This window comes from Vibrio sinensis (assembly GCF_003605645.1).
GTDB classification, from domain to species: Bacteria; Pseudomonadota; Gammaproteobacteria; order Enterobacterales; family Vibrionaceae; genus Vibrio; species Vibrio sinensis.
In genome coordinates this window covers 1-20,116 of the sequence record NZ_QVMU01000030.1, presented here as the reverse complement: position 1 = coordinate 20,116, position 20,116 = coordinate 1, and the positions used below count along the sequence as shown (strand labels likewise).

General features: G+C 42.8%; 23 protein-coding genes. 21 read left to right on the top strand and 2 right to left on the bottom strand.

Features of this window, described 5'->3' with window-relative positions; all coding sequences use genetic code 11:
• Position 1: 1 nt before the first annotated feature.
• The 3 genes from DZ860_RS20700 (at position 2) to DZ860_RS20690 (ending at position 1,649) form a co-directional block, all read left to right on the top strand.
• Entirely contained in the window at positions 2 to 952 is a 951-nt protein-coding gene (locus tag DZ860_RS20700; protein WP_046224247.1) for a DNA-methyltransferase, read from the top strand.
• A gap of 25 nt (positions 953 to 977) precedes the next feature.
• Positions 978 to 1,220, top strand: coding sequence for a hypothetical protein (locus DZ860_RS20695; protein ID WP_014386860.1), 243 nt, complete (start codon positions 978 to 980; stop codon positions 1,218 to 1,220).
• 93 nt (positions 1,221 to 1,313) lie between these two features.
• Complete coding sequence (locus DZ860_RS20690; protein WP_181382977.1) at positions 1,314 to 1,649, top strand: hypothetical protein; 336 nt, start codon at positions 1,314 to 1,316, stop codon at positions 1,647 to 1,649.
• 209 nt (positions 1,650 to 1,858) lie between these two features.
• Here the strand turns inward: DZ860_RS20690 and DZ860_RS20680 are convergent, their stop codons facing one another.
• Positions 1,859 to 2,233, bottom strand: a complete 375-nt coding sequence (locus DZ860_RS20680; RefSeq protein ID WP_052715035.1) for a hypothetical protein — start codon at positions 2,231 to 2,233, stop codon at positions 1,859 to 1,861.
• Positions 2,234 to 2,582: 349 nt separating this feature from the next.
• Here DZ860_RS20680 and DZ860_RS20675 point away from each other — a divergent pair, with 349 nt between their 5' ends.
• From DZ860_RS20675 to DZ860_RS20605, 13 genes are all read left to right on the top strand, one after another.
• On the top strand, positions 2,583 to 3,692 hold the full coding sequence (locus tag DZ860_RS20675; protein WP_046224245.1) for a hypothetical protein: 1,110 nt from the start codon (positions 2,583 to 2,585) through the stop codon (positions 3,690 to 3,692).
• Positions 3,689 to 4,774, top strand: a complete 1,086-nt coding sequence (locus tag DZ860_RS20670; RefSeq protein ID WP_046224244.1) for an AAA family ATPase — start codon at positions 3,689 to 3,691, stop codon at positions 4,772 to 4,774. Before DZ860_RS20675 ends, DZ860_RS20670 begins: the two co-directional genes overlap by 4 nt.
• 535 nt (positions 4,775 to 5,309) lie before the next feature.
• A complete protein-coding gene (locus tag DZ860_RS20665; RefSeq protein ID WP_014386644.1) occupies positions 5,310 to 9,509 on the top strand; it encodes an RHS repeat-associated core domain-containing protein in 4,200 nt (1,399 codons plus the stop codon).
• Positions 9,490 to 9,945 (top strand): hypothetical protein, encoded by a 456-nt coding sequence (locus DZ860_RS20660; RefSeq protein WP_133305458.1) that lies wholly within the window; start codon positions 9,490 to 9,492, stop codon positions 9,943 to 9,945. The genes DZ860_RS20665 and DZ860_RS20660 overlap by 20 nt, the downstream gene beginning before the upstream one ends.
• A 67-nt stretch (positions 9,946 to 10,012) precedes the next feature.
• The gene (locus tag DZ860_RS20655; RefSeq protein ID WP_101905908.1) at positions 10,013 to 10,444 is read left to right on the top strand and encodes a hypothetical protein; all 432 of its coding nucleotides are present in this window, start codon (positions 10,013 to 10,015) and stop codon (positions 10,442 to 10,444) included.
• Positions 10,445 to 10,501: 57 nt separating this feature from the next.
• On the top strand, positions 10,502 to 11,380 hold the full coding sequence (locus DZ860_RS20650; protein ID WP_243641898.1) for an RHS repeat-associated core domain-containing protein: 879 nt from the start codon (positions 10,502 to 10,504) through the stop codon (positions 11,378 to 11,380).
• Positions 11,381 to 11,835: 455 nt separating this feature from the next.
• The gene (locus tag DZ860_RS20640) at positions 11,836 to 12,090 is read left to right on the top strand and encodes a hypothetical protein (protein ID WP_101905909.1); all 255 of its coding nucleotides are present in this window, start codon (positions 11,836 to 11,838) and stop codon (positions 12,088 to 12,090) included.
• Positions 12,090 to 12,884, top strand: a complete 795-nt coding sequence (locus DZ860_RS20635) for an RHS repeat-associated core domain-containing protein (protein WP_032073003.1) — start codon at positions 12,090 to 12,092, stop codon at positions 12,882 to 12,884. Before DZ860_RS20640 ends, DZ860_RS20635 begins: the two co-directional genes overlap by 1 nt.
• 91 nt (positions 12,885 to 12,975) lie before the next feature.
• The gene (locus tag DZ860_RS20630) at positions 12,976 to 13,230 is read left to right on the top strand and encodes a hypothetical protein (RefSeq protein WP_041154783.1); all 255 of its coding nucleotides are present in this window, start codon (positions 12,976 to 12,978) and stop codon (positions 13,228 to 13,230) included.
• A gap of 76 nt (positions 13,231 to 13,306) precedes the next feature.
• Positions 13,307 to 13,831, top strand: a complete 525-nt coding sequence (locus tag DZ860_RS20625; RefSeq protein ID WP_101905910.1) for a hypothetical protein — start codon at positions 13,307 to 13,309, stop codon at positions 13,829 to 13,831.
• 204 nt (positions 13,832 to 14,035) lie between these two features.
• Entirely contained in the window at positions 14,036 to 14,464 is a 429-nt protein-coding gene (locus tag DZ860_RS20615; protein ID WP_014386653.1) for a hypothetical protein, read from the top strand.
• A gap of 83 nt (positions 14,465 to 14,547) precedes the next feature.
• Positions 14,548 to 14,994 (top strand): hypothetical protein, encoded by a 447-nt coding sequence (locus DZ860_RS20610; protein WP_014386654.1) that lies wholly within the window; start codon positions 14,548 to 14,550, stop codon positions 14,992 to 14,994.
• A gap of 203 nt (positions 14,995 to 15,197) precedes the next feature.
• Positions 15,198 to 15,473, top strand: a complete 276-nt coding sequence (locus tag DZ860_RS20605; protein WP_014386655.1) for a hypothetical protein — start codon at positions 15,198 to 15,200, stop codon at positions 15,471 to 15,473.
• Positions 15,474 to 15,509: 36 nt separating this feature from the next.
• On the opposite strand, the gene DZ860_RS20600 is transcribed toward DZ860_RS20605, so the two are convergent.
• Positions 15,510 to 16,604, bottom strand: a complete 1,095-nt coding sequence (locus tag DZ860_RS20600) for an ATP-binding protein (protein ID WP_014386656.1) — start codon at positions 16,602 to 16,604, stop codon at positions 15,510 to 15,512.
• Positions 16,605 to 16,835: 231 nt separating this feature from the next.
• On the opposite strand from DZ860_RS20600, the gene DZ860_RS20595 reads away from it, so the two are divergent.
• From DZ860_RS20595 to DZ860_RS20575, 5 genes are all read left to right on the top strand, one after another.
• Positions 16,836 to 17,078 carry a hypothetical protein gene (locus DZ860_RS20595; RefSeq protein ID WP_014386657.1) on the top strand — a complete coding sequence of 81 codons (243 nt, stop codon included), beginning with the start codon at positions 16,836 to 16,838 and terminating at the stop codon, positions 17,076 to 17,078.
• Positions 17,079 to 17,097: 19 nt separating this feature from the next.
• A complete protein-coding gene (locus tag DZ860_RS20590; RefSeq protein ID WP_014386658.1) occupies positions 17,098 to 17,358 on the top strand; it encodes a hypothetical protein in 261 nt (86 codons plus the stop codon).
• Between the two features lie 56 nt (positions 17,359 to 17,414).
• Positions 17,415 to 18,392 carry a nuclease-related domain-containing protein gene (locus tag DZ860_RS20585; RefSeq protein WP_032073006.1) on the top strand — a complete coding sequence of 326 codons (978 nt, stop codon included), beginning with the start codon at positions 17,415 to 17,417 and terminating at the stop codon, positions 18,390 to 18,392.
• Between the two features lie 129 nt (positions 18,393 to 18,521).
• On the top strand, positions 18,522 to 19,241 hold the full coding sequence (locus tag DZ860_RS20580) for a hypothetical protein (RefSeq protein WP_032073007.1): 720 nt from the start codon (positions 18,522 to 18,524) through the stop codon (positions 19,239 to 19,241).
• A 17-nt stretch (positions 19,242 to 19,258) separates the two neighbouring features.
• Complete coding sequence (locus DZ860_RS20575) at positions 19,259 to 20,038, top strand: NYN domain-containing protein (protein ID WP_243641897.1); 780 nt, start codon at positions 19,259 to 19,261, stop codon at positions 20,036 to 20,038.
• The last annotated feature ends 78 nt before the right edge of the window (positions 20,039 to 20,116 follow it).

Here is a 20,116-nt window from a genome sequence, read left to right as displayed (position 1 = left end):
AATGGGCGAAGTAAAGCTTGTCGCATATTCAACAAATCTAGGCATCGCTATTTGGGGAAATAGCAAAAAGGTATTCACAGAGCTTGGAGAACCGATCCACCTTTGTGTGACATCCCCTCCGTATCCTTTAAAAATCGAGCGCGGGTATGGGAATGTTAGTGAACAGGCATGGGTGGACTTTATCACCGAGTCTTTGGAACCAATTGTAGAAAACTTGGTGCCAGGGGGTTCTGTGGTACTCAACGTGAGTAACGACATTTTTGAAAGTAAACGCCCTTCGCGTTCAACTTACCTTGAACGTATGGTCTTAGCTCTAAATGATCGATTAGGGCTTTCATTAATGGACCGTTGGCCCTGGATAAACACATCCAAGCCACCAGCTCCAACCCAATGGGCTTGCGTTAACCGTATGCAGCTTTGTTCCGCGTGGGAACCTGTTTACTGGTTTACGAACGATCCAGACCGAGTTCGCTCTGATAACCGAAGAGTTTTGGTAGAGCACACTGAGCAACATAAGAAATTACTCGAACAAGGGGGCGATAGTCGTATCGCTACTTACGGTGATGGTGCTTACCGATTAAGAGGGAATGCCTTTTCCAATAAAACGCAAGGCAAGATCCCTAAAAACATAATCCAACGAGGTCATCGTTGTGCTGATACATCAGCAGTAAGGAAGATAGCCAAGGAATTGGGTTTACCACCACACCCTGCAATGTTTCCTACAGACATTCCATCATTCGCTATTGAGTTCCTAACCAATGAAGATGAGCTGGTGGTTGATCTCTTTTCTGGTAGCAATAAAACCGGACTGGCAGCGGAGAGAGCGGGGCGACGTTGGGTTGCATGTGACTTAATTTTAGAGTACGTGCGAACACAAGCTGAGTTGTTTAGCTCGTTTGCTGGCTTTTGGATGAATCCTGCTTTGGCCTGTGTCGGTCGAAGTGTTAAATAAACTCGTGATTACTGGAGAGTACATTATGAACAAACCTTCAAACACACCAAGCACACTGGTTGTATCCATGCTTTGTATTTTAGTCCTGGCTCTGGAGTTTGCTGCTGTAACCCATTTTACTGGTTCTACTTCACCTTTAGATTGGGATCGCATCACGCTTATCTCCGTTGCTTATTTAGCCGCAAGCACCATCTTAGGTGCCACATTTTGCTTGGTTAAAAGCAAGTTGCGTTTCAATACTCTGCAACATCAAAAAAATCTGGGATAGCAAGAATGCCAGAGCAATGTGATAAAGCAGGACTAAGCCGTTGGTGCAATAACCAGGATGTTCGACAGGTTCAGCAAAGGGCCTGTCGTACATATGTGTAGTGAGTATGATTTCGACCATGCTGTTGGTTATATCGTTCAAGTACGAGAGAAGCGTGACGCATATGGCTCTGAACAATATCTTGTGCGTCATCCAAATGGAGAGCTACACACACATGAAAACCAATCCTTCTGGCTACTAAACGAAGAGCATCAAGGGCAAGCTTTAGCTTTATTTGCCCAAAAGCCAACAGAAGAGGGGAGCGATACTGTTTACACGGTAGCCGAAGGTTTTCCAGAATCCGGCTATATCATTCCTTTTAAAAAAGGTGCGCCAGAGAGCGAAAATCAGCATCTAACTATGGCAATTACTATCACGGAGAACAAATAGAATGGACCCTAAAAAGAAAGAGCTTGCGGAAATGTTCATTCAGAGTTGTATTGAGCAAGGCTTAACTATGGACGAGTCAGCTGAATTGTCAGCTCATATACTCATATCAGCTGTTAGTGCAAACGGGAAAAGTCATACGAGAATTGAGATTGCCAATCTCGGCTCAGTGGAAGTAGATTGCTAAGGGCTCTAGGAGGCAAGGATGGCTCCTAGAGAATGGCAAATCCATTGCCAGCGATATCAAAGTGTTTGTTCTTCATCACCAGACCAGAAGAAGGATTAACTATAAACCGTTGCTTTTTAATAGCAGGAGTATTTGGAACGCGCTTGATTGAAGCTGTGGCCGAAAAAACAACAAACGCCAAAAGAGCAACTACGGCAACCTGCCATGAAAAGTAAGCTACGCCAGACCAAAAGACGACCATTACTACTGCATTTTTATGAACAAGCCTAAGCAGAGGCATCAACCAGAAAACAACCGCTACGCTGATTACAGCCAAACCCCATTGATTATCGTTAGTTTCAATCATAGCAACGCCAAGAAGAATCACTGCTAAAGCAACTAGGTTAAGTATGTGTCTCATTTTTCGTCTCCTTAATTGACTCTGGAAAGCTATCTCGGCATCACCGTCAAGCCCTCATTCAATTCAACTTACACTTCCATAATATCATGGAATTAAAAAATGCAACCGTGACCCAGAAACACGCTTAGTCCACTTTCACATGTGAAAGTCTTATGTAGCAATGCCTAAGAGCGTGATCTGGCTTTTCCTAAAATTAAGGTATGGTCGAACATTTCCTAAAATTAAGCTATAACGTGAAATGTAAAGCGTTCTATTGTCCTTTTTTAAGGTATAAATCACATCTATTTGGCTTGTTTTCCTCTTTTTAAGGTATGTGGTATGCTTCAAAAAAACATTACGGTATTAAAAAATGAGTAGTAACACAGACAATTTAGAAGGGTATTTCCCTGCTGAGATAGTCAACGAGGCATTTGGCAGCAGGCCATCGACTACTACGTTAATGGATTGCATCTTTTTGCCAGGTAGAATTCCGCGAGACTTAATTACAAGGATCAGTGGTAACAAGGCTGAACTTGAGCAACAGCTACTGGCACAAAAGCCTCTTCTATCCACCAGCTTGTCAAAGCCATACTGGAAGAAGGGGACTAATAAACGTGAATTCGATGCCGTTAGAATCGACGTATACAGTGCTGTCTGCTTGGCCGATGACAGACATCTACTGGAAGGGATCGTTAGTGTAGGGGGGATGTACGTAGACCTATCTGGCTTAACGCTTCGCCAGGCTATTGAGCTCGCGCAGATTAATGTCGAACTGGATAAGTTGTCACACCAATACCACAACCTTCTCGATACAAAAATGTTTAGTGGGGTATACGACTACTTCCTTTGTGACTTCACAACACTGTTTGAGTTCTTGAACCTGAAAAATCAAAAGGCCAACAAGAACACAGTAATGACAAGACTTCAAAGGCTATCACAAATGTTACTGGTCTTGGATTACGAGAAGGATGGTGAAACGCTACCTCACTACCACACGCGAATGAAGCTGGTGGACAGCAACTACATTCCATTGCTGGTTCTGGATGGGATTAAAAATAAAGGATCTATCAGGGCAGATACGATCACTCACTTCATAGTTGGAGTGCATAAGACTTTCACTGCGTCTTTGCGACAAGAGGGAGCTATTAGCCGGAAACGTTTTTTAAAAGTCTACCCGCAGCTAACGGGCAAACATGCTGTTACTGACTTCTGTAAATATATTGATGCTCATAAGCGTGAATATGTACATGGTAAGTATCTGAGTCACCTTATTAAAGATTACTATGCCAACAAGGTTAGAGTGTCTAAACAGCATCTGAGTCGCCATATCAATAACACTATGGCCGAAGTCATTTTGAAAAAGGATGTGTTATTGCGAGATTTCCGATTGCTACTCCAAGAGAAAGTACGTGACGATGGTAAGCAAGATATTATGCTGTTGTACCTGGGCGATGAAGAGAAAGAAGAGGTAACGACATGACAACAACACTCCACAATGAGGATGTTATCGCTCTAAGCGAAGAAGACATTAATGAAAGTTTAGCCAATTCCAACAAAGAACAGATTTTGAAAGGTTTGTTTCGAGGCAGTGTCGGATTTCTGATCGCTCCACCTGATTCTGGTAAGAGCTATTTGTCTTTATCAATAGCTTATGAGATGGCTTTGCCAGAGTACCCATTAATTGGTGTACGGGATGAGGAAAACAAAGTGCTTAGAACTTTGATATGGCCGATCGAAGATTCCTTGCCCGGAACACTTCCGCGTATCAAAGCACATTTGACTGAGTTCTCCACCAGCATCAAAGACCGATTAAAATCGAGCATTGGGATATACAAGCATTCTGATCCAATTTGTAGTTCAGGCTCATCTAAACATACTAAAGAGTGGGAAGAAGCATCCAGTGCACTGGAAAAACTTATTGCCACGGCCAAAGGGTACGACTTGGTAGTTATAGATACATTGCGTGATGCAATTGGCTCAGCTGACGTAGTAGATGATGACTATTACATCAGAATTGCTTTGGAGAGGCTTGCCAATGAAGCGAATGTCGCGGTTCTTGTTGTTCACCATCCGACAAAAGATGTGAGCAGAGGAAAGGAGATAATCAACAGCGTCTCTGGCTCTGGTTTATCTTCCACTCTCTCAAAGTCAAAACTTCATCTGTATTTAGATCAGTTGATAGACAAGAAAGATGGAACGGTACAAGAGACTCGTTTGCGTCATATCAAAGCTAACTATGTGCCTTTTGACCAGCAGTGGAGAAAACCGATAAGGCTGCACTGGAGTAACAATTCACTATTGCACGTTGATCAAGAAGTCGTTATCCAACTTAGAAATGATCAATTAGACGGTGATAGTGATAATGAGAAAAAGCCAGGAGCAGATAAACCAGTTAAAAGACGGTTATCGCGTCTTTCAGAAGAGCCAGGATTGATACACAGAGATGACTCCCTTCTATCTGAGGAATCGAAGCGCTTGGCCCAACAAACCAGTCATGGCCCATTTGGTGGTGGCATGGCATCAGAGCTCTCCGAACTTCGTACTGGTAAGTCCTCCAAGTAATCCAATTCCTTAAATTAAGCTATTGCTTAACGCCTTTTTCCTAAAATTAAGCTATATATACGGATTAAGGCGTTTCCTCATTTTAAGCTTAGATATAGGTGTGTTTCCTAATATTAAGCTATGTGATAGAGATGAACTTCCTAATATTAAGCTTCAATTTCCTAATATTAAGCTTTAGCTTACAGAAACAAAGCTTAAAGTTAGGAAATTTCCTGATATTAAGCTACCTAACACGCTGCATGATCTTATGATCCTATGGATCTATATATGATCAGTAGCGTTCACCGCTGATGCGGCTTCGCTGATCACTCAACTTCGTTTCACTGCTATGAGCAGTAAAACAAAGTCGAGCGATTCAATTAAAACCCGCTTCCATATTAGCCATTGTTTCATGTCTGTATGCGCCCGTATAGGGCAGTTAAGCATGAAGTTAATCTCTTTGATTAAGTTGATAATAGAGTCCGTGTAGAAAGTAATTAATGGACTTTAGAAACCAGTGGATCATTTTCATACTAACTTAATCGCAAGAGCTTGTTTGTTAGCACTTATAGTTCCTAGTGCTGTTTCTGCTCAGTGGCGTATCAATGCCAGTGGTAGTTCAGAAATTGATGCAATGAGATTTGATCTCCCAGAGCAAGCGCATGAATTTTTAAGGGACTATAGAATTAACGAGCTCGCAAGCACACACAGCTATGTGAGTGAAAAGCTATACCCGAGTGAAACGTATAGTGATGGAAGACTAATCTCATGGCTATGTATGCATCGTAGTGATGCTCCAGGTAGTTATGACCCTGACACTTGTTACTTTGGAGCTCTCTCTGGAACTACACTGACAAAATTCATAATTCCTGGGGAGATGACTGATTCTCCACTTCTCAATAGAGATCTTGGTAAACCAGAGACAGAACTGTGCGTTGGAAACCCTATCAACCTAGCTACTGGTAATAAATATCAGCAAGAAACCGATTATGTAAGCGCTGGTATGGAGCCTCTTGTATTCACACGACATTACAACAGCCAGTTAGCTTTGAGTGGTAAACAAAGCGATGTTGGTATTGGATGGAGCCACAACTATTCAAACAAAGTGATTTTTGACAAAGAAAGTCACGGAGAGAATATGGTTGTCTTGCATCGGCCAGATGGGAAAGAGTTAGCATTCTACCGGACAAATGCGGTTTGGATGCCAACATGGAAAAGTGATGATCGGTTATACAAAGATTCTGGTTGGAGATATCAGAGGGCTGATGGTGTTGTCGAACTATATGATAGTAATGGTCAGTTGATACGTATTGTTCATCCATCGGGAAATGAGCTGGATCTGAATTATACCAACGGTAAGTTAGACTCTGTTTCTGACAGTTTTGGCCGGACTTTAAGGTTTAGTTACGATCAAGGGAAGATCATAAAGATGATCGACCCTGCTGGACAAACCTTCTCTTACGATTATTCGAATGAATTGTTAGTTGCAGTGCATAAACCGGATGCCAATCAGCGACGTTACCACTATGAAGACAGTTTAAACCCAAGCCTTTTGACTGGCCTTACGGATGAAAAGGGAAGCAGATTTGCTACGTGGTCTCATGATCCTTCGGGTCGCGCTGTTCTGAGCGAACATAGCAGTGGTGTTGATAGGACAAGTGTTACATACAACCCTGATGGTTCAGTTACGGTAACGAATGCTCTAGGTCACGAACAACATTATCTGTTTAGTCGTTATAACGGAAAACTAAAGCCTGACAGTATACAGGGTGCTGCATGTACTGGCTTTGCTGGTGGTACGAAGTCGTTTGGCTACGATACCAACGGTGAGTTGAAGTCAATTATCAATGAAGAAGGCCAATCATTCTCTTACCAATATGACCAAAGAGGACTTGAAATTTCGAGGACAAGCTCGACTGGTGATACGATCACAACACAATGGCATTCAGAGTTCCCAAAACCAACCAAAATTACATCGTCATACTTGGTCCAAGAATTTACCTATGACGACCGCCAGCGGCTGTTAACGCTTAAATTGATTGACCGAACCAACTCAGATGTCAGGCAGTGGGCATTTGAATATTATCCAGACTCTCTTGGTGTTCCTGGACAACTGAAATCAGTGGATGGTCCACGGGTGGATGTTGATGATGTAACGCGCTTTGAATACGACGCTCAAGCCAACCTAAGCCGAGTTATCAACTCTCTTGGGCACGTAGTGTCATTTGACAATTACGATGCTCATGGAAGGGCTCAGAGCGTCACAGATGCCAATGGAGTAAGCTACTCGCTTAACTACAACACGTTAGGTCAAATGATTTCTTCTACTGGTCCAGATGGAACTACATTGTACTCTTACGATGAATCAGGACTCTTGGTATCTATCACCTTACCAACCAATAGCACTTTCACTTATGAGTACGATGCTGCTCAGCAGCTGATGGCCGTGATTGATGCAAATGGAAATCGACAAAGTATCAATCGAGATTCACTAGGAAATATTGAGCAAGTTGAGCTGAAAGATAACAGTGGCATTGCTCACTGGAAGCAACTGCATAGTTACACTTTGAATGGTTGGCTTTCATCAACAACAAATGGAACGGGAAATGTTTATACCTATTCCTATGACAAGACAGCCAACCTAACGGGCAAAGTTGACCCTTCTGGAAATGCTTATGCCTACCGCTATGATGGTTTTAGCAACCTGCTCCAATCAATTGACCCTGTTAACCGCGCCACTGCAATGCAGTATAACGATAATGCCTTAGTAACGAGAGTCACTGATCCAAGAGGGCGGAGAACTTACTATTCATACAACGGATATGGCGATGTTCTCTCAGTACAAAGCCCAGACACAGGCACGGCTCATTACACTTATGACAAGGCTGGAAACCTGATCGGTAAAACAGATGCCAACGGTCAGGTTTTCACTTATCACTACGACGCGCTTAATCGCCTTTCTTCAATCACTGTGGATGGTCAACCTAATGCTAGTGTGACATTCCGCTACGATGAGCCAGAAGCGCTGTATGGGGTAGGGCAGCTTACTTCCATTACAGACGCTTCTGGCGTATCAAAATACAGTTACACAGCCAGTGGTGAGATAGCCAGCCAAGAACTAATTGTGGATGGCCGCACCTTGTTAACCAATTACACCTATGATGGTGCAGGGCAGTTGGCGAGTATCGAGTACCCGAGTGGCCGCAAAGCGGTTTATCAGCGCAATGTAGCTGGAGAGGTCATTGGCATTACATTGAATAATGGTGTTAACAGCAGAACATTAGTCTCTGACTTGGTACGGAAACCTTTTGGGCCTGTAACTGATCTGACTCATGGAAATGGGCTTTGGGAAGAGCGCCAGTACGACATGAACTATCAATTGGAGTCTGTACAGGTTGCTGGTGCAATGCACCGCAGTTATCTCTATACGGCCAATAGCAATGTCGATTCAATTACAGACTTAATGGATAGTGGCTATAGCCAAACTTTCAATTACGACAAGCTGAGCCGCTTGATTGATGCTACTGGTGGTTACGGGACCCGAGAGTACACCTACAACTACAACGGCAACCGGACGGCTATCTACCGCGACGGCGTGAAAGATTCGTACAGCATTGTGTTCAATAGCAATCGTCTAACCAAAACAAGTATTGGCTCGATCACCTACAGCTATGATGCAAACGGAAACACGATTGGCCGAGGAACGGATGTCTTTGTCTATGATGCTTTCAATAGATTGACTGAGGCTACGGTCAATGGCGAAACATCAATCTATCACTATAACAGTGCTCATCAACGAGTGAGGAAGTCAGCTGGTGGCGTAGATGTGCTTTATGTTTACGGCCTCGATGGCGAGTTACTGGCCGAGGTGGATGCCGGAACCGGGCAAACCCAGCGAGAATATGTCTGGCTTGACGGCCAGCTGATGGCTTACCTGGTGAATGGCACCGTTTACCACGTTCACAATGATCACCTGGGCACACCGCAGGCCCTGACAGACGAACTGGGTGAAGTAGTATGGAAAGCGCAGTACACGCCATTTGGCCGAGCCAGTGTCACGACAGAGCTAGTCACCTTTAATCTTCGCTTCCCCGGCCAGTATTTTGATACCGAGACTGGGCTGCACTACAACTGGCATCGGTACTATGACCCGTCTCTGGGGCGTTACCTGCAATCAGACCGCCTTGGCTTGTTCGATGGAATGGATACCTATGGGTATGTGCGTGGAAATCCGCTGTCGAGCATAGACCCTACAGGTGAGTTCGCATGGGGAGTGGTGTTCGCCGGGATAGATTTGGCATATCAGCTTTATGATAACGGTGGGAAAATTGATTGCGTTAACTGGGGTGATGTTGGATTGGCAGCTCTTGGGGGTGGAATGTTCAATGCCGTGAAGGTAGCAAAAGTTCATCGCTTCAAAAGTGCTGTCACTACTAAAGGCAACCCCCATTCATGGGGAGCAACGAGAAGGTGGTACGCGAAAAACATAAACAAGGACATCCCGCCACGACAACATATTCATCATTGGCTTGTTGAAAGAAGACACTTTGAAGGTAATCAAAAATTAGAGCGTATATTTAATCAGCCTTGGAACCTTAATCCAAAACCATTCACAAACATCTATCACAATACAAAAATTCACAATAACGGAATTAAAGGTTGGTTTAATGGTGTTCCAATATGGGCAAGAGAAACCGTAGCAGGCTTAGGGTTAACAGCAGCAGGAGGGAATGGTTGTGGGTGCAGTGAAAAATAAAGGTATATTACTGAGTAAAAAAGAAAACTTTATGCTGCCTATCTATGAGGAAGCCCTAGAGAAGGCGTCCGCCTCGGCTAAAAAGATAGGAAATCGCTATGTTGGATCGTTACTTATCAAAGGAGATGGTAGCGTCTGGAGAATTGACTCAGTACAAGAGGTTAGCCCTCGTTTTATACAACGAGTTTGTTTGCAGTTATTGGGGAAGCCTAGAGACATCAAATGTTCTCTTCACCTAGTAGAAAATGATTTTGTGGACTGGGTAGAGATGATCGCTAATCTGGCTACTGAAAGCGGTTCGTACTCTGTGTGGGGTCAATTCTATGACAGCAAAGCCGAGTTGAAAAAAGCGGTGATGGGATGTAAGACGCTGGAAGATTTATTCGCTGTGTTCAGGCTTGAGGATGATAATGAATTTTCTAAAAAGTTAGTTTGATAATTTCTAAAGAAAGCCGCCAGCGGGTTAAGCCTGCTGGTGGCGTGGACAGTAAGAGGGGGTGGTTGTGGAACTTACATATCCAGTGCTACTGGTCAGTAAAAAGAAAAAATCAGTTCACGTAGAACTAACCGGAAGCCATTTGGGGAAATGTACTAATGCCGCTCTAAAAGGTGGGTACTTTAACCAAATGGAAATATACGACTCTAACGGAAGGCATTACAAAGTAGACGAGGTAGTTGGGGTCAAGCCTTTAAACGCTGTATGGCGATGGCCTTTAGAGGTGTTAATGTTTAACTCTAGGCTATTGAAAGCTGAGCTGAAAACAACATTGGTATCTCAGTTGGAACTGAAAGAGTTTAAAAGCGTAGTAGCAAAAGTGATCAATGAGCAAAAGGAAAGTTGGGAATCAGGGGTTGGGCGTGAAGCAATGTTGAACGATCTTGCGGCTGCAAATGGCATTGAAGAAGTAATCAGGATCTTTCGACCTGAAAACTGATATTTACTTAGTCTAAGCAACTCCGCCAGCGGGGTTAAGCCTGCTGGTGGCGTGGATGTGCTTTATGTTTACGGCCTCGATGGCGAGTTACTGGCCGAGGTGGATGCCGGAACCGGGCAAACCCAGCGAGAATATGTCTGGCTTGACGGCCAGCTGATGGCTTATCTGGTTGATGGCACCGTTTACCACGTCCATAACGATCATTTGGGTACGCCGCAAGCATTGACCGATGAAACGGGGGCCACGGTATGGAAAGCCAGTTACTCTCCGTTCGGCAAAGCGACTGTCACGACAGAACAAATCAAGTTCAACTTGCGTTTCCCCGGCCAGTATTTTGATGCAGAGACTGGGCTTCACTATAACTGGCATCGCAACTATGACCCGAATACAGGGATATATATCACCAGTGACCCAATAGGGCTGGCTGGTGGGATTAACACCTATGCCTATGCATTGAATAATCCTGCTATTTACACCGATCCTACTGGTTTATGGGTTCCGCAAATTATTGGGGCAATGGTTAACATAGGCTTTGAAGGATACAGACAATATCAAACTGGTTCGTTTGATGCGGGGCGACTTCTTGTGGCTGGTGCTACGGGGGCACTTGGAGGGTTTGGAAGCACTCTAAGGAGAGCTGTATTTTTTGGTGCATCATCAGGCGCTATTGGCAATATGTATATTCAGTTAACTGAAAAGTCTTCTGGTTGTGATCAAAGGTATCAAAAGAGCCTTGATTTATATCAGGTAGGAAGAAGTGCAATTCTTGGCTCGTTTGGTGGAGCAGTTGGTTTTGGCGGGGGAATATTAGGCAAAAATATTTTGAGACCACGAGACATAATCGGGGTGGATTTGAAAAAAAGGGTTAGTTTTAACTACGAATCGTATGGTTCGGCTATAGGTTCTGCTGGGGGAACAACAATTGGAAATCAATAATTGGCTTGACTTTGTTTTGTACACATTCATGACTTTAGGTGGGTTGCTTATAGCAATTCCATTAGGGATAAGATGCCTTTATGTAGGTCTTGTTGCACTATTTAAATACAAGATTGTGAAATTCAAAAAAGATAGCAATGTGTCAGTGTATGCAAACACATCTATAGAGCTAGTTCTTTTAGGTATTTTCTGTATTGGAGCTTCTATTTGGTTTCTGTTCTTCGATAAAGGTGGCCACCTCTTACATTACCTTCCGGAAGTGATGAGGTTCTTCGCTGGAACATAAGGCAGATTACGCTGGTGCTGGCTGTGGCTGATCGCCTTGGCTTGTTCGATGGAGTGGATACCTATGGGTATGTGCATGGAAATCCACTAATAAGGATCGATCCTACAGGTGAGTTTGCGTGGGGTTTGGTTGGAGGTGTGAATATGCCAATAGGTAACGGAGAGTAAATATGGCATACAAAACAGAGATTTCTATATATCTGATTCTGATCCCTTTAGTGGGAGTTATGACGGGACTCATATCCTACGGTGCGTATAGATTGATCGGGTATCCTGAATCAATATTTGTTCTTTTTATGATGATTGCTGTTTGGGGAGGGGTATGCCTAGCTTTAGGAGTTTGCAGCACGATTCGTTGCTTAAAGCAAAAAAAAGGAATTGAACGACACATGAGAGAGACGAAAGGAAATAGCCAAGAAAAGTGATGGTCTCAGCTAATCTTTCACGAATTCCAAAGTTAAATAGTTACCTGGTGGATGGCACCGTTTACCACGTCCATAACGATCATTTAGGTACGCCGCAAGCATTGACCGATGAGACCGGAGCCACGGTATGGAAAGCCAGTTACTCTCCGTTCGGCAAAGCGACTGTCACGACAGAACAAATCAAGTTCAACTTACGTTTCCCTGGGCAGTATTTTGACGCAGAGACTGGGCTTCACTACAACTGGCATCGCTACTATGACCCAGCACTTGGCCGTTACTTACAATCAGACCGCCTTGGCCTGTTCGATGGAGTGGATACCTATGGGTATGTGCATGGAAATCCGTTGAAGTTTATTGATCCTACAGGCGAGTTTGGATGGGTTGCTTTTGGGGCTTTCGTTGGCGGTTCGCTTAATGCGATTGCTCAATACCATTCAGGACAGACGTTTGACTTTGCATCTTTTGGGGCTGCTGTCGTTACAGGGGCTGCGGGAGGTGGTCTTGGTAATTTAACTAAGGGGTTGTCTTGGGGGAAAAATATCGTTGCCAATTCATTGGGTAGTGGGGTAATTGGAGGTGGTGTGACAGCTGCTAAGAACAAAGTTACAGGCAGCTGTGATGATATTTGGCTTAACTCAGGGCGCAGTATGATATTAGGTGGATTAGGAGCAGGGGTTGGTAACTCATTTGCTGGGCTAGGAAAAATAATTCCAAAGATGCAGGCTAACCGATGGTGGGATAAAGCGTCATTAGAAAAACGGTTAAAGAGTTCGTCGAATGCGTTTCACCGTTAAGATGCACCTCCAACGCTAACGGTATTTTTTGTCACCACTGGTAATATCGGAAGCAACATCATTGCTAATATCCCATAAGTGAGAATTGAAGATGAAGATGAAAGGATTTAGTGCATTCATGATAACAGTATTTCTCCCCTTTTTAGTTGGTGGGGCCATTATTGGTGCTGCATTTGGGGGAGTAGGATATTACATCACAAATTGGTTTGGTTTATTTGAAAGACAAATTCAGCACGAGATGGTTTTTTGGTTATTTTTAGGTATGGGGGTGTTTGCTGGGACAGTAGGAGCGGTACAGTCGCTAATTGCATTCATTAGACATCCCGGTGTTCACGGTGACACATAGCAAACATTCATGCTTGTAACACGCCGCCAGCGGGTTAAGCCTGCTGGTGGCGTGGGCAATAAGGGAGAGGTTGTGGATGTCAGTAATATCAAACGTCATAAGGTCGTTAAAAAAAGCCGTTTACTCAGATTGTGAGTGGTTGAGGTGTTATGAGGTAGAGGCATTAACTGCCTTCTACCTACACATTACGGAAGAGGATAAAGGTAAACTAATTCAGCAATTTAAACGTCTGGATATGATGGAGCGTTCCAAGAGTGGGAAGTTGCTACAGATATTTGATGGGCTGGATACAGTTAGAAAAAAATGGCTTAAAGAAATAAAAATATGCCCTGACGAACCTGTAACTGGATATAAATTTGCTCTTAAAAGAAATGGCAAGGAATATGCGATATTTAATATTTTCCTTGGTAGGGGAGGTATAGGTGAGATTCAGTTTGAGAAGATGCCTAGTAAATTCCAAAGTAAAGTAGCAAAGGTAGGCGATATAAAAGCTCTCTTATTCAAAGAAAAAGAATTGCCCCGTGAAACAACTTATGTCTTTAAAGGTGTAGTCACAGATGATGAGGAGCAAAAGTTAGAAGAGGATTTGCATAGAGGTTGAAGTTGCTCATCTAAACATGCGTTGAAGTGATTGAACTCACTGGGATTGACTGACCTCTATGAACCTTTTTCACTACCACCAGCGGATTAAGCCAGCTGGTGGCGTGGGTGTGCTCTATGTTTATGGCCTCGATGGCGAGTTACTTGCCGAGGTGGATGCCGGAACTGGGAAAACCAGCGCAAATATGAATATCAAGGAGATAAAATGGCTAGTCAGTATCAATACAATCCATTTTTAATAGGGAAAGATACATTTACCTCCAGCAAAGTAGAGCTTTGTGAAGATGAGGTAAGACAATCGAAGCCACACTATCAGTTAATTTGTTTCGGTAGTTCTTCTCGGTATCCTCTATGGATAGAACTAGGGACCAACCAACTAGTTGGTGGTAATTATCATTGTTTCTATAATGATGATGAACTAAAAGCGTTATACACGTTATTTCAGCAAGATGCGCAACGACAAGGTTATTCTGACCAGAAGCAAAACTGTTGGGCTAAAACACCTAATCCTTTTCCTATCGAGTTTCTTGAGGGGATGCCACAAAGTCTATGGGCTTACTTTTACGAAAGTGGCCGTAGACAAGCCGCTTGTGAAAAAAGTGTTCAGGAATTACTACCCATGTTCGAAAAGTGATAAGTGCTTGACTGAATGTAATATTTAGCTTGAAAATCAGTCGAGTAAATAATGCCACTTTGAACAATGTAACAGGAACAAGAATGATGAAGAAAATTGGACTACTGCTAGCGACGTTAACTGCATTTTCAGCTCAAGCGGATGTTTTCCCTAAAACAGAAGTTGATGCGTATCTAATGGCGATGCACTCTATGGCCCCAGTTAACGCGAAATACACCATTCAATACAAGGCCGCAGTGGAAAGTAGCTGTAAGACAAAGCTTAGTATTGAACAATTAAGCTCACGCGACTTTGCCAATGTTGTACAAGCGCTTGTTAGTAGTGAAACCGTTGACCGCTTAGGGCTTGATGCTAGTGGTGGTTCCCTCACTGACACGCTTCAACTGGTAGGGGCTAATATTAATTGTTCCGACCTAAGTGCCCCGTATAAAGCGGTATTGAGTGATGTTGAGTTCAACAAGAAGCATCAGCATTTGTCGAAGGTACTGCACACTTGGGATCAAGTTGTTACTGAAAGTCAGTTGAACTAATTGTGCTATATTGCTGGGGGATGTGTTTGAGACTTTGGACAATTAGTTAAAGTTTGTGCAAAATTACATCACTGACCTGGCTGATGGCGTTTCTGCTTCGAACCTCAGCTTATTACTTATCGTGCCCCAGCAATAAAACCTCTTTGATTTCCCCCTTTAAATCGACATAATGAGCATATGTAGTCAATATAATGGTGATATGTATGTCTGGAGTCGTTTTCCATCAAGTAAAAGAAGGTGAGTTCCGCCGTCTCGCGGAGACTCGAACAATGACCAAACTAATTGCGCAGGAATCTAAACTGCATCCTAATAAGTTTCATTTGGTTGGGATTGATAGTGGTAAAGGAATCGCGTATGCAATTAGACATGGAAGAACCAGTGACTTGAGAGTGTGGAGGCTTGATATCCTGGTAAATCAGGTTAGAGACATGGGGTTTGAGAATATAGAAGTACAACTCATAAACAAAACCCACGCATGAAGCATGGGCTGATAGTCTTAACATGCCGAAAGGCACTTATTTTTCAAGAATATAATCACGAAAGTCGTGGTTCTCAATTTCCAACTTCCCACGCTCTGGGCTGTAAATTAGCTCAAGCGACTTCAATCGTGTGACTGCATTTTTCACCGACCATTTTGTAACGTCTGTTTCTGGGTCGCCAGTGAAAGCTTTCACTTTGTCTAGTCCTGTTTTGGTATAAAGACCTTTTGACTCATTGGCAGCAACAAGCTTTAGGATCGCCACTTCGATAGGTTTCAGTTGTTCGTATGTTTTTGAAAAGTGGTCCTCTGACTCGATACGATCAACGTCATAACGATGGACACCAATATCTAGGTCATGAACCATGTTCAGGGCCATATTCTTTAACATTTCAACAAACCGAGCGGGAGCGCGATTTTGTTTGATTAAGATTTCTAGGGCTTTGTGTTTGTCGAGTTCGACACCACCAGTGACATTTTTGAATGCGGCCAACTCGAATTCAACGAAATCCATATCCAGCTCTTCAAATATCTGGGTTTGGCTGGAGTTGTAGAATGGAGCCTTGTTGTCTTTGAATAAGCGACTTAACCCCTCTCTACTTGAACCTGTGAAGATGCATTTGACGTTGTTATCCTCTCTGTTCACTACAAAACTGCGTAGAGCTGCCGTAAACGAGTCAAATTCTTTGCGAGTAGCCAAATGTTGAACTTCGTCAAGCAACAGTAAAACAGGCATATCCAGCTCGTTTAAGCGTTGAAATACAGCGAACAAGTCAGCTCTCAGTTCTCCCTGAGAACGCTCTACTTCAACTTTGCCACCAGCTGCACTAAAACCTAACTTTTTGAAGTTGAGAGCTTTGCCAAGCTTATGTAGAAATCCTTCATTCCTTTCACAAGCATCAATGACGGATTTAATGAAGATGCCTTCTGGGTCGTCTTTTTGCATCCAAAAATCTACATAGATAGGTAAGACACCAAGTTCACGAGCCATAGGAATGATATCTTTTTGAATGAATTGAGTTTTTCCTCGCTTGCGTGGAGCGAAGATTGAAACTCGTTGAAGAAGACCTTTGTCCATCCCGTTAAGGATAAACGTAGCAAGCTGTGTACGAGGATAATGCCAGATATCCATTGTCGTGCTCCTTTGGTAAATTGTGTTATCAATGATACCACAAAATAGAATTGTGGTAGATTATTTAACACAACCAACCACAAATAGGATTGCCATCCTAAAGCAGATCACTCTTTTACTAAGTAGCTCTTTGTCATGTCCCTCAATTTGCCCAAAAAAGGGCAAGTTCTCATCTCTTAAAAAAATGTCATGTCGGTACACTAAGAGCATGATGCTCTGGAGATTGATCTTATGGATATGATAAACGGCTGGCTATATGAAGTTCAGAGAGCCCTTGATAGTTCTTTAGGTGATATACCCTTTGATTGGCGCTGGATTGCTGCTGTGATTGGGTTCTTTTTAATATGGAGGCTGTTCTCTTTTGGCTTTGCCATCGTTAAGTTTGTCATCGTTGCGGCAATAGCTGCTGCCATTTATGCTGCTGTTGTTGGCGATTCGTCAGGACTTGCTGGTGGTAGTTTCTTTGGATTTTAGTACAGTTTGGTAGCTAAATATGAGCATTCTGATATCGGATGGAAGTGAAACGCTCGATGCAGCAACCGCAATTTCTGAGTTGCCAGATTCGTACACGGGTCATTGTTCTGTCGTAACAATCAATGAAGAAATAGTTGCCACTGTACCTAACCCTCAAATTGCATTTTCTATTGCGTGTTACGCGATTGGAACAGAAGGGGGTTATGGAAGTGTTTATGTTCGTCCGGCCAAAGACGGTGAAATTCTCACCCATACAGATTTTGACAGTTGGGCGTACTAGCTGGACTTTCACATGTGAAAGTCTGCATAAAGAACTCGCATTTAAAAGGTGTTGATATGCCAATTATTACAACAAAGGCTATTAAAGCAGAAAGTAACTCAGAGGATAGTCGTATCATTGCAGGTGAAAAACAAGAGCGAGATGTGGCTTTTTATTTACGTCGAGCGTTTAAAGATAGCGAAGAAATTCACGTATTTAACGATTTTACCTTCACGTATAATGGTGAAAAAGCACAGATAGATCACTTAGTATTGCATAAATACGGTTTCCTAATACTTGAATCAAAAAGTATCTATGGGGAAGTCAAAGTTAACGAGAGTGGTGAGTGGTCCAGAAGTTATAAAGGTTATTGGTCAGGTATTCCTTCTCCGATCAAACAAGCTGAGTTGCAACAGCAATTATTGAAGAAAGCTCTTGTTGATAACGCTCCTAAGTTCCTGGGGAAAATGTTAGGTGTCCAGCAAAATGTTGGTGGCCGACGGTGGGACTCGTTATGCGTTGTTTCTAACTCGTGTATTTTGCACAGAGATAATATACCTGCTGACATTAACGAAAGAATCATTAAAAGCGAAGCTGTAGCTGATGCCGTTAGGAGAATAGGTGAAAAAGGAAAGCTTAAAGCGTTTTTAGCAACAGAACCTTTTTTTACTAAAGAAGAGTTGCATAGCATAACTGAATATTTATTGGATGAACTTTGTTCTAACAGGTCAGTCGATAACTCTGGCTCATTACATAAAGAACAGGAAAACGAAATGCTTGTTCGTAATGAGGTTGATTCAAAAAAAATCCGCTGTAAAAAGTGTGGTGAGGCTGAGCAGCTTACAGCATGTCATGGGAAGTTTGGTTACTTCGTAAAGTGTCTTTGTTGTGACACTAACACTTCAATGCGAACTCCTTGTGCTCATTGTGGAAGCAAGAGAGCTAAGGTAACAAAGAAAAAGTTAGAGTACTGGTTAAAATGTGAATGTTCAGAATCGTATTTGGTGTTTGTGCAAAAAGAGCGCGTGGAGTCTGAGCAAAATACCGTTTCTTAGACTTTCACATGTGAAAGTGGAGGGGAGGGGTTGCGTTTTCAAAAAGCATGATAAAGTAAGTATGAATATTAACTAAATGAGGTCCTTACGGCGATGCCGGAAGGGATCTTAAATACCGGAGATAAGACTATGATGATTCTAACCACTCTTTCTGAAAAACTAGATGACCAAACGAGCCGAGTATTCTGGCGTGTGGGCACTAAACGCAGTGGAATTCTTGATGTAAAAATCGACTTTTCCCATGAAGATTCTGATTTGATTTCAGAATTATCAGCCATTCAATACCTACTCTTTGAAGAAAAAGTAATGGGTCGAGAGCCGGGTTCTGGTTCTGGCTACAAACTCGTTGTGTCAAAGGGAGCAATCAAAAAGCTTGCCCGTGGTAAATCTACGAAAAAACATGCACAAAAGTTTGCAGCATTTCTTCAAAACCGAATGGCTGGAGTGCAAATAGAGGTATCACAAAGTCGTGAGTTCATGGCCGACCCAAAATCATGTGTAACAGTGCTCTTAGATGCAAATCGCCAGGAATATGCAAATACGCATGATGCCGTTGAAACACCAGCAATGGGGACCGTTTATGTTACCGCTCACGCTGTTGAACAGTATAAAGAGCGATTGAGCACTGGAGATCCCAAAAAGCCCTGGGCGAGTTTAGTCAATCGACTTAAACATCCTGAGTTGAGAATTCGAAATTTGCCTGCAAATGTTTTGGCCCATAAAGCGAAAAAATACGGTACTGCCGACAATGTAGAAGCTTGGGGGCATCCAACTTCCAAATTCACATACCTTATTGTTAACGATAATGGGCGTCGCACCTTAGTAACTGTTTTTGAGCGCGAACAATAACCTTGGAAGGAATAAAATTGGATAGTGCAACTAACTACATAAAGGATGGTCACGCACGGATTATGGGTAACAGAAAAATCGCTGTATTAATTGATTCAGAAAACACTCCACACTCAAAGCTAAACCTGATTATTGAAGAGCTTTCTAGTTTTGGGCAGATCATCGTTAAACGTGCATATGGCGATTTTTCTGCTGAACAACTAAAAAACTGGAAGCAGCCTTTGAATGAGTTAGCGATTCAAGCTAAGCAGCAATTTGCCTATACATCTGGAAAAAACTCGACAGACTCTTTAATGATTATTGATGCAATGGATCTCTTGTACAGCCAAAGGTTTGATGCTTTTGCTTTGATATCCAGTGATAGTGACTTTACAAGTCTTGCTACGAGATTAAGAGAGTCGGAGATACACGTCATCGGTGTAGGAAAAGCGATGACTCCGACTTCGTTTAAAAACGCTTGTGATGACTTTGTAGCGATAGAGAACTTAAACGCTGATGTTGATCTTGGGGAGGCACAACCAAGCTCTAATCAAGACTCAGAACGCGAATTATGGCGATTAATGCATCAAGCTTGGCAGAACTATCGAGATGAATCGGGCTGGGCAAAACTAGGTGAAATAGGCAAGTACTTAAAGAGACTGAAGCCAGATTTTGACCCTCGAAACTACGGGTTGAAGAAGTTATCTGACTTTTTTGATAAATATCCAACGCGCTATAGAACCCGTAACACTGAGGAATCCCCTAATGATTTTGATAAAAATCATAAATTTAAGGTAGATGCACATCTTGTCATGTGATCAAATGGTTCTGAGAAAAATCAATAACCAGACAACAAGATGTGCGAACTCGATATTTTACACGACTCTCTTTACCAA